The sequence below is a fragment of the Gemmobacter megaterium genome (assembly GCF_900156815.1).
GTDB lineage: Bacteria > Pseudomonadota > Alphaproteobacteria > Rhodobacterales > Rhodobacteraceae > Wagnerdoeblera > Wagnerdoeblera megaterium.
Genome location: NZ_FTOT01000003.1, coordinates 356,200 through 371,183 on the forward strand (window position 1 = coordinate 356,200; position 14,984 = coordinate 371,183).

The window sequence follows — 14,984 nt, forward strand, 5'->3', positions numbered from 1 at the left end:
CAATGTCCGATCTGCTGCTCACGAATGTGCGCCCCATGGGCGGGGCCGCCACCGACATCCTGATCCGCAAGGGTGTGATTTCCGAGATCGGCCCCGGCCTGTCCGCTGCTGGCGTGGCGGTCGAGGATGGTGCAGGCGCGCTTGTCATTCCCGGTCTGGTCGATGCGCATACCCATCTGGACAAGACCACCTGGGGGATGCCCTGGTATGGCGGGCGCAAGGGCGGTGTGCTGCAAAGCCTGATCGACAACGAACGCAACGAACGAATCCCGCTGGGGCTTGATGTGCATCGCCAGTCGATGCGCCATGCGGTGGGGCTGATCGCCAGTGGCACCAGCCATATCCGCAGCCATGTCGATGTGGACACCGACCACGGCCTGACCCTGCTGGAAGGCAAGGTCAGGACGCGCGAGGCGCTGGCCGGGCTGATCGACATCCAGATCGTCGCCTTTCCGCAATCGGGGCTGATGGTGCGCCCCGGCACCTATGAGCTGCTGGATGCCGCACTGGCGGCGGGGGCCGACATTGTCGGCGGCCTTGATCCATCGTCGATGGACCGTGATCCCAAGGGGTCGTTGGATGCCGTCTTTGCGCTGGCCGAAAAGCACGGCAAGCCGGTGGACATCCACCTGCACGAACCCGGAGAGTTGGGCGCCTTTACCATGGAGATGATCCTGGACCGCACCGCCGCACTGGGGATGCAGGGGCTGGTCGGCGTCAGCCATGCCTTCCACCTGGCGATGGTGCCCGAGGCGCGAATTTCCGCGCTGATGGAACGGATCGCCGCGCTGGATGTGTCGATCTATTCCACCGGCCATCCGTCGGCCAATGTTCCGTCGCTGGCTCGGATGCGGGCGGCGGGAATTCGTGTCGGCATCGGCTGCGACGGGATCCGCGACACCTGGGGCCCCTGGGGTGAACCCGACATGATGCACCGCGCCCGCATCGTCGGCATGAAGAACGGCTTTCGCCGCGATGATGAACTGGAACTGCTGCTGGATACCGCCTCGGGCGCCGGTGCCGCCTCCATCGGGGTGCCCGGCCGATCGGTCAGCGTGGGGGCCGTGGCCGACCTGACGCTGCTGGCCGGGGAAACGCTGGCCCACGCGGTCGTGCTGGACGAACCCCGCCCGCTGGTGGTTCACGGCGGCAAGGTCGCGGCCCGCGCCGGCAAGGCGGTGGTGGAGGCGCCATGACCCTTGCGACCCTGACCCTTGGCCAGCGCCCGCAAGGGCGCACCGCACTGCGGGCCGATTGGGTGCTGGCCCATGATCCCGGCGGCCCCCGCCTGCTGCGCAATGCCGAGGTGGTGATCGACGGTGCCCGCATCCTGCATGCAGGCGGCCGGTTTCCGGGCGAGGTCGCCCGGCGGATCGACCTGGGGCCGGTGCTCCTCTCGCCCGGTTTTGTCGATCTGGATGCGCTGTCCGATCTGGACACCACCCTACTGGCGATCGACCATCAGCCCGGTTGGGCCAAGGGGCGTGTCTGGCCGCAAAGTTACATCGACCGCGGCCCCTACGAGATGTATGGGCCAGAGGAACTGGCATTCCAGAAGAAATTCGCCTTTGCCCAGTTGCTGTTGAACGGCATCACCACCGCCGCACCCATCGCCTCGCTGTTCTACCGCGCCTGGGGGGAAACGGCGGCAGAATTCGACGCGGCGGCCCAGGCTGCGCTGGATCTGGGCCTGCGGGTCTACCTTGGCCCTGGCTATCGCGCCGGCGGCATGGTCTGCACCGCGCCCGGCGTGCTGGCGCCTGTGCTGGACGAGGCGCGGGGCCTGGCCGGGCTGGCCGATGCGGCCGCCTGGGTTGCGCGCTGGCAAGGCGCTGGCGACGGGTTGGTCCAGGGCCTGTTCGCGCCCGACCGGGTAGAGACCTGCACGGAATCCCTGCTGCGCCAGACTTGCGCCATGGCCGAGGATCTGGGCGTCCCGGTCCGCCTGCACATGGCGCAGGGCGCGATGGAGCGCGAGGCGATGGCCTTGCAGCATGGCTGCACCGCCCCCGCATGGTTGGCGCGGCTTGGCCTGCTGTCGCCCCGGCTGATCGCGCCCCATGCCACCCATGCCACTGCCGAGGATCTGGCGCTGTATGCCCAACATGGCGTTTCGGTGGTGCACTGTCCGCTGGTTTCTGGCCGCTTTGGCGGGGTGCTCGACTCGTTCGGCAAGCTGCGGGCAGCGGGCGTGAACATCGCCATGGGCACCGATACCGCACCGCCGGACATGCTGCTGAACCTGTCGGTCGGGCTGATCCTTGCCCGCGTTGCGGAGCGCCGCCCCGATGCGGTCTCGTCTGCCCAGATGTGGGAGGCGGCAACGCTCGGTGGCGCCCGCGCGCTTGGCCGCGAGGATCTGGGCCGCATCGCGCCGGGTGCCCGCGCCGATCTGGCGGTGTTCGACCTGTCGGATACCCATATGGCCCCGGCCATCGACCCGATCACGACCCTGATCGCGGGTGCATCGGGCCGCGTGACCCGTGCGGTCTTTGTGGATGGACGGCTCTCGATGCGGGACGGGCAGGTCGCGGGCCTTGATCTGCCCGCTGCGCGCGCGCAGGCGCAGGCGCAATTCGACGGGTTGGTCGCAAAATATCCCGACCGCACATGGGGCCACCCGCCAGTGGCCGAGATCTTTCCCCCCAGCTTTCCCATGGAGGACTGCCATGCCTGATCCTGTGCTGGAGGTGCGCGACCTGCGCGTCGATTTTCCCGGCCGCCACGGCACGGTCACTGCGCTGGACGGCGTTTCGCTGACCCTGCGCCCCGGCGAGGTTCTGGGCGTGGTGGGCGAGAGCGGCGCAGGCAAGTCGATGACGGGCCTTGCCATTCAGGGCCTTCTGGAACCACCTGGCCATATCGCGGGCGGCGAGATCCACGTCAACGGGCGGCGCATCGACAACCTGCCCCTGCGCCAGATGGAAAAGATCCGCGGCCGCGAGATCGGCGCGATCTTTCAGGATCCGCTGACCTCGCTGAACCCCCTGTTCACCGTGGGCGCGCAGCTTGTCGAAACGATCCGCATCCATCTGGACATGACAAAGGCAGAGGCCCGCGCGCGTGCCATCGACCTGCTGCGCCAGGTGGGTATTCCGGCGCCCGAAGACCGGGTTGACCATTACCCGCACCAGTTTTCTGGCGGTATGCGGCAACGTGTGGTCATCGCGCTGGCGCTGTCGGCAGAGCCGAGGCTCATCATTGCGGATGAGCCGACCACAGCGCTGGATGTCTCGATCCAGGCGCAGATCATCGCGCTGCTGCGCCGCCTGTGCGACGATACAGGAACGGCGGTGATGCTGGTGACGCATGACATGGGCGTGATCGCCGAGGCGGCGGATCGTGTCGCGGTGATGTATGCTGGCCGCATGGTCGAGATCGGCGAAGTGCGCGGCGTGCTGCGCGCGCCGCGCCACCCGTATACCCAGGGATTGATGGGGTCGATCCCCGCGCTTGGCCACCGTGTGGAGCGCCTGAGCCAGATCGACGGCGCCATGCCGCGGCTGGATGCCATTCCGCCCGGCTGTGCCTTCAACCCGCGCTGCCCGGCCGTCGGGCCGCGGTGCCACATCGCCCGTCCTGAACTGGCACCCGCAGGTGCCAGCGCAACCGCCTGCTGGATCGACCAAGGAGGAGTCGCATGACCGAGCTGTTCGCCCTGCGCGTGCGCAATCTGACCCGCGTGTTCGACGTCTCTGCCCCCTGGCTCAACCGCGTGGTGGAACGCAAGCCAAAGCAGTTTCTGCGCGCTGTCGACGACGTGTCCTTCGATGTGCCGCTGGGCGGATGCCTCAGCCTGGTGGGGGAATCCGGTTGTGGCAAGTCCACCGTGGCGCGGCTGGTCTCGGGCCTGTATCGCCCGACCGAGGGATCGGTCGAATTCGGTCCTGGCGTCGACGGAACGGCACTGTCCGCCCAGATGATCTTTCAGGATCCCTATGCCAGCCTCAATCCGCGCTGGCGCGTGCGCGACATCATCGCCGAGCCCCTGCGCGAGTTGAAGGTGCTGAGCGATGACACCGCAATCCGCGCCCGTGTGGACGAGATCCTGACAACCGTTGGCCTGTCGCCGCGCGATGGCGCGAAATTTCCACACGAGTTTTCGGGCGGTCAGCGCCAGCGCATTTCCATTGCCCGCGCGTTGGTGACCGAACCGCGCTTTCTGGTCTGCGACGAGCCGACCTCGGCGCTGGATGTCTCTGTGCAGGCGCAGATCCTCAACCTCATGCGGCGGTTGCAGGATCAGATGGGGCTGACCTATCTGTTCATCAGCCATGATCTCAGCGTCGTGCGCCACATGTCCGACCGTATCGCGGTCATGTATCTGGGCCGGGTGGTCGAGGAAGCGGATACCGAGGTGCTGTTCGCCACGCCGCGCCACCCCTATACCCGGATGCTGCTTCAGACGATTCCGAACATCGAGGCGCCCAAACGCGCGCGCGAAGCCGATGTGGGCGAGGTGCCCAGCCCGCTGAACCCGCCCAAGGGCTGCGCCTTTCACCCCCGCTGCCCTCTGGCCGATGCGCGGTGCAAGGCCGAGCGGCCGCCTGTCCTGGTCCTTGCCGACCGCAGCCGCGTCGCGTGTCATCGCGTGGCCGAAGCCGCGGGCATGTCGGGTCATACCGAGTTGCAAACGGCGCCCTGATCCGGTCCGCGCCCTTGTCGTTCCGGGCGCGTCACCGCAATGGCACGTGGGGTGGCCGGGCGCAGGAGCCCGCCGCATGGCCCATCCGGCGAGGCGTCTGCTGCCTCGCCCGGAGCGATTTATCCTGGGGCGTGAAGATGCGTTCCGCGCCAAGGGGGGCAGGGGGCAGATAGCCCCACTTGAGGCGCGGAGTGCCGTCTCAGGCAGAGCAATGCGCGGGGGCGGTCTTCTGGCGGGGAAAGGCATAGCTGCCGGCTTTCGCCGTGGCAAATCCGCCGCCCACCATCGCTTCGGCCAGCTTGACCGCTGCGGTCACGCCGTCGATCACTGGGATGCCGGTCTCTGCCTGCAATGCCAGGCACATCTCGGCCATTCCCGCGCATCCCAGCAGCACGGCTTCGGCCCCGTCCTCTTCGGCAGAGCGCCGGATCTCGTTGCGCAGCCGGGCAAAGGCTTCGGAGGGGTCTTCTTCCAGTGCCAGCACCGGCAGATTGACCGAGCGAACCCGACGGCACTGGCGCGTGGCGCCATAGGCATCGACCAGATCCTCGATGATGGGCACCGACCGGGGCAGGGTCGTCACGATGGAAAACCGCGCCGCGATGGTGGTGGCCACCTGGACGCCAGCCTGGCAGATGCCCAACACCGGCCCGCGCGCCACTTCACGCGCCGCGCCAAGGCCGGGGTCGTCGAAGCAGGCGATCACCGTGGCCTGCGCGCCCTCCGCCTCGGCATCGCGTATGGTGTCGAGCAGTCCGGGGACGGCGCGGGCCTCGTCGGCATGGCCTTCAATGCTGGCAGGCGATCCGGCGACGGTGCGCGCGACCAGCACGGTCTGGGCCAGCACGACGCGCTGTGCGCTGGCGCGGATGGTTTCGGTCATCGACATCGTCGAGTTCGGATTGACGAGAAGGATCCGCATGGCTCATTCCTCTGTCCTGGCAGCGCGGGCGGCAAGCGCATGGGCCATGTCTGGCGCGCTCATCACGAACTGGCGGTCACTGGTGATGTAATTGTCGGCGTGCAACCGGGCGATGGGCTGGTAGACATCCGGGTTCACATAGCGCCCTTGATCATCCAGGCAATCGTCCCGCACATGCATCTGCACCACTTCGCCCAGGATCAGCGCGCGGCGCGGCCAGTCGATGATGCGCTCTACCCTGCATTCCATGGCGCAGGCCGCGCCGTCGATACGCGGGGCAGAGACCTGGACACATGGCGCAGCCTTCAGCCCGGCAAGGTCCAGTTCGTCCACCTCGGGATCGACCCCCAAGGCGCAGACCAGCATCGCCTCGGCCATGGGCGCATCCACAACATGGACAACGAATTCGCCCGTCGCGCGCATATTGGCCACCGTATCCTTGGGCGACCCGTCAAGCCTGGGCTGGATGCCAAGGGCAAGGATGGCAGGGTCGTGACCGAACACATTGAAAAAGCTCATGGGCGCCGCATTGATCACCCCATCGGCAGATCGGGTGGTCACAAGGGCAATCGGGCGCGGACCCACAAAGTTGGTCAGCAGGCGGTATCTGTCCTCGGGGGGCAGGGTGGTGAAATCGAAATCCATCGCAACCTTCCAGTCTGTCAAGACAGTGTTAGAACGCGCCTCCGAAAGTGACAACAATATTGTAAACAATAATGCTGAATATCTATAGGAAATGCTGAAACTCTGTGCAGAAACTGGGGTGCAGGCCCGTGTTGACTTGCCTGGACGCATCTGCGACCACAGCATCACACGCGACAGGATGTTACAATGACAGCCAGACCCGCCGCTGCGCCCGTGACCGTGACGGAAATCTGCGAGAAGCTCTGGCAGGCGATATTCGAGCGCAAACTGCGCCCCGGTATGCGCCTGAAGGAGGAAGAGCTGGCCGAGATCTTCTCGACCAGCCGCGCAAGGGTACGTCAGGCGCTGAGCCTGCTGGAACGCGACCGCCTGGTAACGCTGATTCCCAACCGGGGTGGGTTCGTATCGGAACCCACCATCGACGAGGCGCGGGACGTCTTCTTTGCCCGCCGGATCGTCGAGGGTGGGTTGATGGAACGCTTGTGCAGTCGTGTGACCGATGCCGATATCGCCCGTTTGCGCGCGCATGTGGCGCTGGAACGCGATGCGCATCAGCGCGATGATCTGCCGGCGATGGTCCGCCTGTCGGGCGCCTTCCATATCCTGATCGCGGAACTGGCGGGTTCCGAATATCTGCATGGCGTTCTGCGCGATCTGGTGTCGCGGACCTCGCTGATCTCCACCATGTACCAGCCGCGCCAGATGCACGATTGCGGCCCCGACGAGCACGAGGAAATCGTCGGCCATATTGCACGCGGCGATGTGGCGGCGGCGCTGGCCGCCATGGCGCACCATCTGGAGCATGTCGAGGCGCAACTGGATCTGAACGAGGCACCGGATCTGCCGCGGGACCTGCGCGAGGCCCTGTTGTAGCCCACCGGCGGCAGGCGACGCGCCCGGCCCCTGCCGCCCGCGGCAAGCAGACATTCAGGCGACGGGCGCGGCCAGCGCAAAGGTTGCATCCGCCGCACCGGATGGTGGACGGGCGCCGGGGTCGTGCGGGATAAGCACGCGCGAGGCCGTCACGCCCAGATCGGCCAACTGCCAGGAGACCCCGCCACCGAATTGCAGATGCCCCATTCCGATGATGCCCACCACCAGCGGGGCGCCGGGGCGCTGGACAGCGCGGGCGATATGGGTGGCAAAGGCGCGGTCCCAAACCTCTTGCGCGCGCAGGAAGCGGTCAAACCCCGGATCCTCGGGTGATTGCAATGTGCGGCCGGCCGGGCCGCCGCCGGTCAGATCAAAGATGAACCGGCGATACGCGGCGGGCGAGGGGCGGGCCGGGGTCAGCCCTTCGCGCTGATCCTCGGGGACGGAGTCCCAGCCGCCCGCACCCACGGTGCGCACCAGATCGCGGCGCACGTTCAGGCCCACCATCGGCACCGCCGTTTCGCGGCAGAACCGGAACAGCGGTAGATACAGGTCGGGCGGAAACGCCCAGTCACTGCCCCATTCAGCGCGGGCCAGAAATTCTTCTTCCGATCCGATGCGGCCCGCAGTCCAATCGGCCAGAACCGGGTCGAGCCGGGCGGGGAACATCTCGAACCCCATGACGATGGGCCGATGGGCAACCAGCGCGGCCGCGACATGCAACTGCCAGCGGTGCATATCAGCCCGGTCGTGGCGCTCGCCCAACAGCACAACCTGCGCGCGCGCCAGATCGGCGATTAGGGTGGGCCAGGCGACGGGGCCGAGATCGGTGGCCCAGCGGGTCATCGCCGCAGCCCCGACTGGATACAAGGGACAGCGGTCATGCAAAGACCTCCGACCGCAGGACCAGCCCGGTGGGCTGGCCATCGACGCCAAGGGCCGTGCGTTCGCCACGCATCGCATGCCAGGCGCTGACGGTGCCGCCTTGCAGGTGCAGGTGGAAATCCGGCGTCATCACGTTGAGAAACCCCATTGCAGGCCTTACCGCCTCGATCCGGCCGCGCCAGCCCTGCGACAGGCCGGGCTTGCCAAAGGTCATCTGCACCTCGACCCCCAGATCCTGCAAAAGGGCAAAAGGCGTCAGCGCCGGGTCGTCGGCGGCAAGCTCGGGGCGGGTCTCGCCACTTTCGCGGGCCTTGGCGGGCACCGGACTTTGGTTCAATCCGGCAAGTGCGGCATCGAACGGCGCGGCGCCGTCCATGCCGACCACGGCCAGGACGGTGGCGCCATCGGCCCCCAGGACATCCAGCCGAGGAAAGACCTTGCCGCGCATGACGGAGGAATGGTCCACCTCGACCGTCGCAAGCGCAGCAAGGTGGATGGTGGCATCGTGGCACGCCCCTTCGACACGCAGGGCAGGCCCGTCGGCCACCAGACGCTCGACCGGACCGATACGTTCAAAGGTGACGCCGCCGGCACTGGCGATCAGCATGACCTTGCCCATCTGCGGCAACAGGGCCAGCACATCGGCCGGAGCGGTATCCAGCACGCGGGCGCGGGACGAGGGGGCGGAATCGGTCATGCGGATTTCCTTTCGGGTTCGGCGGGGCCGATGCGCAGCACGTCATCGGCGGAAACGCCAAGCGGGGTGCGGTGGGCCACGATGATCAGGGTGGTGTCGGGCAGTTCGGTACGCAGCCAGGCCAGCAGATCGGCCTCTGCCGCCGGATCAAGGGCCGAGGTCGCCTCGTCCATCAGCAGCCAGTCGGGGCGGTTCAGCACCGCGCGCGCCAGGCCAAGGCGCTGTCGCTCGCCCATGGACAGGCCCGCCAGCGCCGCTTCGCCCTGAGGCGCGGTCAGGCGGGGCGCCAGACCCAGCCGGGTCAGCACGGCAAAGACGCGGGCGGGATCGTGGCGGTCGGGATCGTCGGGATGGCATGCGGCGGTGACCAGGCCATCGCCCAGCACAGGCGCCCCGGCAGGCAGGAACAGGAACCGCCCGGCAGGCCGTTCGATCCGCCCGTGACCCCAGGGCCACAGCCCGGCAATGGCGGCCAGCAGGGTTGTCTTGCCCCGCCCCGAGGCGCCGGTGATCAGGAACACCTTGCCCGGCCGGATCACCCTGTGGGGCACCGGATCCAGCCAGTTCCCGGCAGGCGTGGCCAGTCGCAGCCCATCCAGCCGCAGCGCACCGTCATCCGACACTTCGCGCTGGATCGCGCGGGGGGCGGCGGGCAGCGGGGCAGGGGCCTGCGCCGCCGCGAACAGCCCGTCCAGCCTTTCGCAAACCGCGACGAATTCGGCCAGCTTGCGGTATTCGAAGATGAACCAGCTCAGCGTTGTGGTCACGCTGGAGAACGCCGAGGCAAGCTGCATCAGCCCGCCCAGTGTCAGCGCCCCGGCAAAATAGGCCGGCAGCGCAAAGAAGGTAGGCATCCGCAGGACGGTCTGGAAATAGGGCCGCGAGAACAGGCCCAGGATCAGCTCCGCCCGCATCACCCGGCGCCAGTTCAGGGCCACAGCGGCAAAGCGGTCGTCAAGGCGGCGGCGCTCGGCACCCTCGCCACCCGACTGGGCCACGGTATCGGCCCGGTCGCGCAATTGCACCAACGCGTGGCGGAAATCGGCCTCGACCTTCTCCCGGTCGAAATACTGCCGTTTCAACGGACGGCCCAGCAGATGCGTGATCGCCGTGGCCACCACCACATAGACCGGCGCCAGCCAGACCATGTAGCGCGGAATCTCTATCCCCAGCCCGAACAGCGTGAAGCCGAGCGCAAAGGTCGCAACCGACCACAGCACTGCCACATAGGACACCAGCGACACCACCTCGGACACCAGATCCAGAGTGAATTCGATGAAGCGATCGATGAACAGGCGACAATCCTCCGCCACACGCTGATCGGGGTTCTCTACCGGGGTCGTGCCGAACCCCGGCCGCATCAGCCAGTAGGCGCGATTGCCGATCCACAGGTCGAGCGCGCGCGCCGTCAGCCGCGCGCGCCACAGGATCAGCAGCTTCTTGCGGAACCAGTCGCCGGTCAGCCAGCACCCCGCCGACAGCGCCACCAGCGCGAAGAACACGCCGATCTGGGTCAGTGCCGCCGCCGCATCCATCTGTTCCAGCGCATCATAGAACGCCTTGTTCCAGGCGATCAGCCGGACCGAGACCCAGACACCGACAAAGCTGAGCCCTAGGACCAGCGCATAAAGCGCCAGCCCCTGCCAGGCGCCGGGCCCCGCAATGACAATCCGCGCCAGACGGATGGCCCGGACCAGTGTGGCCCGGAACGTGCTGCGGACAGCCATGTCAGAACTTCAGGTCCAGCGAGACGTTGAAGCTGCGCCCCGCCCCGGTCTGCAACTCCAGCGGCGTAATCACGCTGGTCGCCGTGGTCGAGGTGCCGCTGTAGTTCGCCGCACTGGCATCGAAATACCGCTTGTCGAACAGGTTCCTGACACCCACGTTCAACACCGCGTTCTCTGCCACGTCCCAGCGGGCATAGACATCGACCACGCCATATCCTGCCGGCCGGAAGTTTCCGGCCGTGCCGCGCGTGACCTTGCTGGCAAAGGTGCCTACAACGTCAAGTGTCAGCGGCCGATCCGGCACCTGCCAGCTCAGGCCCAGCGTGCCCATCAGCGGGGCCACCGTATAGGGCGTTTTCGCCGCGCCGGGGTTGGCAACCTGCGTGCCCCGCTGCCACGAGGCCGAGCCGTTCAGACGCAGGTTGTCGGACAGGTCATAATAGCCTTCCAGTTCCACCCCGTGGATCTTCACCGATGACAGGTTGCGATAGGTGTATCCCGTCGCGCCACCTGGCAGCGTCACCGGCTGAAAGCTGGCGATGAAATCGGTGTAGTCGGCCTGGAATGCCGTTACCCCGACCATGCCGCGCCCCCATTCCCTGCGGACGCCCAGTTCCAGGCTTTTCACCTCTTCGGGGACCAGATCGGGGTTCGGGATCAGGTTGAATGACGGATTCGACACATATAGCTGTTCAGCCGTCGGCATCTTGAAGCCTTCGCCGTAATGGCCCCAGACCTGCCAGCCGTTGCCAAAGCGGTAGAGCGTGCCCAAGGATTTCAGCACCTGCGCCTTGGATCGTACCACAGGCTCCGATCCAGGGACGGCGGCATAATCGCCATCCGGGCGCGGGCTCATGCGGTAGGTGGCGTAGCGCAGGCCGGGGGTGATTTCCAGCGCACCGCCCATCAGGCTGATCCTGTCCTGGATGTACAGGTCCGCCCGCCGGGTCGAGGCATTGGCAAAGTTGAAGCCGCCCGCGCGCGATTCCGTCACGGTGCCGCTGGTCAGGTCACGGGTCACGTCGCGGCGCTGAAAATCGGTTTTCGCGTAGTCGCCGTCAAAGCCCCAGGTGATCAGATGCTCTGCGGCCCCGGTCGTCGCGCGCGAGGTGGCCTGGATATCCAGCTCCAGGAAATCCTCGGTGAACTTGCGGTAATCCTCGATGATCTTTTCGGCGCCGGTCGCGGCATTGCGCACGCGCCGCTTGCCGGACTGGTCATAGACATGCGGGGTAAAGGCCAGCGTGGTGCGCAATTCGTCGATGACGCCCGCGCCCGGCGTCCATGTGTGTTCGACGGCATACCGCTGGCGCTTTTGCACCAGGGTGCGATCCCAGGTCTGCACCACATCGCCGGTGGTGGTCTCGCTGCCGCTGGTGGTCAGGCCGATCACGGTCAGGTTGCGCACCTTTGTCTCGCGCTTCAGCATATCGACCGAGAATTCCAGCCGATGCGCGTCGGACGGGGTCCAGACCGCCTTGGCCAGCAATCGGTTTGCGGTGATGTCGGCGGGGTTCAGCCGGTTGCACCCGATCGCCCCCAGCGCCACCTGGCGCCCGCAGCCATAGATGCCGCCATCCGCCCGCGCCTTGGAATATTCCTGTTCGTGCCCGGTATCGCGCGCGATACCGATCATGGTGGCGAACTGGGAGCCAAAACGCTGTGCGAACATCGCCTGCACGCCCGTCTTGTCCGACACTCCGTCAAACGACAGCCGTGCAGTGCCGGCCCGGTCGCGCCCCTGCAACACATCCTCGGGGTCGAGCGTCTGCACCGCAACGACACCCCCCAGGGCATCGGCCCCCCACAGCACCGAGGCCGGGCCTTTGACCATCTCCACCTGTTTGGTGAAATTCAGGTCCATATAGTCGCGGGTGCCATCCGTGATGCGCTCGGCCATGCGCGATCCATCGACCAGCATCTGCACCCGGTTGCCGCTGACCCCCCGGATGGTGAAGCCGCCAAAGGTGCTGAACGGATCGGCATTGACCTGCCGGTTGACCGTGATGCCGGGCGTGTAGCGTGTAAGCTGCTTGATATCGGTCAGGCCGCGCGCCTCGATCTCTGCCCCCGTGACCACTGTGACTGCGGCAGGAACGTCAGTCACCGGGGTGCCCTGGCGGTCGGCCAAGATGGTGACCGGGTCGAGCCGCACTTCCTTTTCGTCGGTTGGTCTTGTCTCTTGTGCCCATGCGCTGCCGGACAGCAATACAAGCGCAGTCGTCGCGCGCAGCGCGGCGGTGGTCATCACACCGTGTCTCATCCCCAGTCCCCGTTTTCTGGATGTTTCGGGCTGGCAGAAGGGCTGGCGCGTGGTGGTCGTATCGGCGAATTACCGCCACTTCCAATAGATGATTGAAATTGTCAAGATAATATCCGGACAGGCCGACGTCACCCAAGCCCGGACGGGCCCCTCACTTCGCACCGTTAAGCCCAAATCAACATTGCGCGATACAGACTGCTACGGGAGAATACCCTTGCCAAAAGATGAGTCTCAAATGCGCTTATTCGTCGTGGTCCTTGCCGGTTTTCTGGCGTTGATCGGAATCGCCCTCGTACCGGACGAAGGTGCGGCGCAATTCGGCATTCTGGCAGGGCCTACCCGGACATCGGCGGATGGGCTGATCCATGTCGCCGCGCTGGACCTGCCGATTCTCGATGTCCGGTTTGGGGGACGGTTGCTGATCGTCTCGGCCGATTCGCACGCGATGGGGCGTCTGGGCCCGGATGACCTGCGGCAACTGTTGCCGCCGGATATGTTCGTTCTGAAGGCAAGCGGCGTGACCTGCGCCAGCTTGCAAAACCCAAGAGGACGGTGATCGCCATGCCAGACCAAAGATCCGAAACCGGACGGCTGGATCGGCTGCGCGGTCACGTCGTGCGCTACATGTTGGTCTATGTCTGGATGCATGTTGTGCTGACCGCCGCGATAGCGGGCGGCGGCGGCGCAGGCGGGGCCTATGTTCCGATGGCGGTGGCTGCGCTGGCTGTCGTCTCAACGCTGGAATGGTGGCGTGACCCGAATGGGGAACGGGTGCAACTGACCATCGCCGCCAGCCTTGCACTGGTGGTCAGCTTTATCGTGTTCCAGTTGTCATTCCACCCCTGGCAGCCCGATGCACATATGTACTTCTTTGCTGTTTATGCCGGGATTTCCGCATTCTGCAATGCGCGGGCCATCGTGATCTATGGTCTTGTCGTGATGCTGCACCATCTGGTTCTCAACTTCCTGTTGCCCAACGCGGTGTTCCTGGGCGGCGCAGATCTGGGGCGCGTGGTGCTTCATGCGGTCATCGTGCTGGTGCAGGGGGTCGTGCTGGCCTGGCTGGCCAACCTTCTGGTCCGCACGATCGAGGAAGCGGACGCGGCCAACCGGGCCAAGACAGCATTCCTCGCCAACATGAGCCACGAAATTCGCACGCCGATGAACGGGGTTCTGGGCATGGCGGAACTGCTGGGCGAAACCCGGCTGACGCCGGAACAGCGCGGAATGCTGGACACGATGCGCAACTCCGGCGAGGCGCTGCTGGCGGTGATCAACGACATTCTCGATCTGGCACGGATCGAGGCGGGCAAGGCCACGCTCGATCCGCAGCCCTTCGACCCGGTTGCCCTGCTGCGGCGGATCGAGGCATTGCACCGCGTTTCGGCACAACGCAAAGGTGTGGCCTTTCATCTCGATCTGCTGCCGCGTGACGGAACAACCCGTCTGGGTGATGAAACCAAGCTGGTCCAGATTCTGAACAACCTGATCGGCAATGCCGTCAAGTTCACCTCCGATGGCGAGGTGCGCGTGACGGTCGATCAGGCGCAGGACGACAGCCTGCACATTATCATTGCCGATACCGGCATCGGCATGACACCCGATCAGCTCAGCCGGGTCTTTGACGAATTCGAACAGGCCGACACCTCGATCACCCGGCGTTTCGGCGGAACGGGCCTTGGGATGCCCATTGTAAAGCGGCTGGTCGATGTGATGGGGGGAACGCTGCGCATGGACTCGACGGCAGGCGCGGGAACCCAGGCGTATCTGACGCTGCCATTGCCGCGGTGCGATCTGGAAATTGCCCCAAGGCCGGGGCCAATGACGATTTCACGGCGCAGCCTGTCCGACATTCGCCTGCTGGTGGCCGAGGACAATGCAACCAACGTGGTGATCCTCAAGGCCATGCTGGCGTCTCTGGGGGTCGCGGCCGATTTCGTCGGTGATGGCGCGCAGGCCGTGGCCGCCAGCCAGTCGCATACCTATGATGTGCTGTTGCTGGACATCAACATGCCGGTGATGGATGGGCTCACCGCCTTGGCCAGGATTCACGACATGGCCGGCGAAGGCACGGCCCCGCGCCCGCCGATCGCGATTGCCGCAACCGCCAATGTCATGGAAGATCAGGTCAACGCCTATATCGCGGCGGGATTTGCCTCGGTGCTGGGCAAACCCTACAAAAAGGCAGATCTTCAGGCCACACTGGAAATGGCACTGTGCCACATGGCCGAACGGCGGCTTGTTGCCTGATTGCGCCCGGCGCGGTGGCGGCTGCGTGCTTGCCAAATCGGAGCCATACCGCGATTGTGGCGGCGGCTTGGGGATGA

The 14,984-nt window shown here is 66.0% G+C and carries 13 protein-coding genes; 7 read left to right on the forward strand and 6 right to left on the reverse strand.

Going from position 1 to position 14,984, the window contains the following annotated elements; translation table 11 throughout:
• The first annotated feature begins 2 nt into the window (after nucleotides 1-2).
• From BW970_RS10300 to BW970_RS10315, 4 genes are read left to right on the forward strand one after another with little or no spacing between them, the layout of a single operon-like run.
• Nucleotides 3-1,196, forward strand: coding sequence for an amidohydrolase family protein (locus tag BW970_RS10300; protein ID WP_076530875.1), 1,194 nt, complete (start codon nucleotides 3-5; stop codon nucleotides 1,194-1,196).
• The gene (locus BW970_RS10305; protein ID WP_076530878.1) at nucleotides 1,193-2,677 is read left to right on the forward strand and encodes a chlorohydrolase family protein; all 1,485 of its coding nucleotides are present in this window, start codon (nucleotides 1,193-1,195) and stop codon (nucleotides 2,675-2,677) included. Before BW970_RS10300 ends, BW970_RS10305 begins: the two co-directional genes overlap by 4 nt.
• A complete protein-coding gene (locus BW970_RS10310) occupies nucleotides 2,670-3,644 on the forward strand; it encodes an ABC transporter ATP-binding protein (RefSeq protein ID WP_076530881.1) in 975 nt (324 codons plus the stop codon). Before BW970_RS10305 ends, BW970_RS10310 begins: the two co-directional genes overlap by 8 nt.
• Nucleotides 3,641-4,645: an ABC transporter ATP-binding protein gene (locus BW970_RS10315; protein WP_076530883.1), complete on the forward strand. Its 1,005-nt coding sequence runs from the start codon at nucleotides 3,641-3,643 to the stop codon at nucleotides 4,643-4,645. The genes BW970_RS10310 and BW970_RS10315 overlap by 4 nt, the downstream gene beginning before the upstream one ends.
• A 199-nt stretch (nucleotides 4,646-4,844) precedes the next feature.
• Here the strand turns inward: BW970_RS10315 and BW970_RS10320 are convergent, their stop codons facing one another.
• Together BW970_RS10320 and BW970_RS10325 are read right to left on the reverse strand one after the other, a co-directional pair.
• Nucleotides 4,845-5,567 (reverse strand): aspartate/glutamate racemase family protein, encoded by a 723-nt coding sequence (locus BW970_RS10320; RefSeq protein ID WP_076530886.1) that lies wholly within the window; start codon nucleotides 5,565-5,567, stop codon nucleotides 4,845-4,847.
• Nucleotides 5,568-5,570: 3 nt separating this feature from the next.
• Nucleotides 5,571-6,212 (reverse strand): flavin reductase family protein, encoded by a 642-nt coding sequence (locus tag BW970_RS10325; RefSeq protein WP_076530889.1) that lies wholly within the window; start codon nucleotides 6,210-6,212, stop codon nucleotides 5,571-5,573.
• Between the two features lie 186 nt (nucleotides 6,213-6,398).
• On the opposite strand from BW970_RS10325, the gene BW970_RS10330 reads away from it, so the two are divergent.
• Nucleotides 6,399-7,085 (forward strand): GntR family transcriptional regulator, encoded by a 687-nt coding sequence (locus BW970_RS10330; protein ID WP_076530892.1) that lies wholly within the window; start codon nucleotides 6,399-6,401, stop codon nucleotides 7,083-7,085.
• A 54-nt stretch (nucleotides 7,086-7,139) separates the two neighbouring features.
• On the opposite strand, the gene BW970_RS10335 is transcribed toward BW970_RS10330, so the two are convergent.
• From BW970_RS10335 to BW970_RS10350, 4 genes are read right to left on the reverse strand one after another with little or no spacing between them, the layout of a single operon-like run.
• Nucleotides 7,140-7,931 carry a ChaN family lipoprotein gene (locus tag BW970_RS10335; RefSeq protein ID WP_076530895.1) on the reverse strand — a complete coding sequence of 264 codons (792 nt, stop codon included), beginning with the start codon at nucleotides 7,929-7,931 and terminating at the stop codon, nucleotides 7,140-7,142.
• Between the two features lie 34 nt (nucleotides 7,932-7,965).
• Nucleotides 7,966-8,667, reverse strand: a complete 702-nt coding sequence (locus BW970_RS10340; RefSeq protein ID WP_076530898.1) for a ChuX/HutX family heme-like substrate-binding protein — start codon at nucleotides 8,665-8,667, stop codon at nucleotides 7,966-7,968.
• Nucleotides 8,664-10,394: an ABC transporter ATP-binding protein/permease gene (locus BW970_RS10345; RefSeq protein WP_076530901.1), complete on the reverse strand. Its 1,731-nt coding sequence runs from the start codon at nucleotides 10,392-10,394 to the stop codon at nucleotides 8,664-8,666. The genes BW970_RS10340 and BW970_RS10345 overlap by 4 nt, the downstream gene beginning before the upstream one ends.
• 1 nt (nucleotide 10,395) lies before the next feature.
• Entirely contained in the window at nucleotides 10,396-12,657 is a 2,262-nt protein-coding gene (locus BW970_RS10350) for a TonB-dependent hemoglobin/transferrin/lactoferrin family receptor (RefSeq protein WP_076530903.1), read from the reverse strand.
• A 235-nt stretch (nucleotides 12,658-12,892) separates the two neighbouring features.
• Between BW970_RS10350 and BW970_RS10355 the strand changes: the two genes are divergently transcribed.
• Complete coding sequence (locus BW970_RS10355; protein ID WP_076530905.1) at nucleotides 12,893-13,213, forward strand: hypothetical protein; 321 nt, start codon at nucleotides 12,893-12,895, stop codon at nucleotides 13,211-13,213.
• 5 nt (nucleotides 13,214-13,218) lie between these two features.
• A complete protein-coding gene (locus tag BW970_RS10360; protein ID WP_144038925.1) occupies nucleotides 13,219-14,907 on the forward strand; it encodes an ATP-binding protein in 1,689 nt (562 codons plus the stop codon).
• Nucleotides 14,908-14,984: the final 77 nt, after the last annotated feature.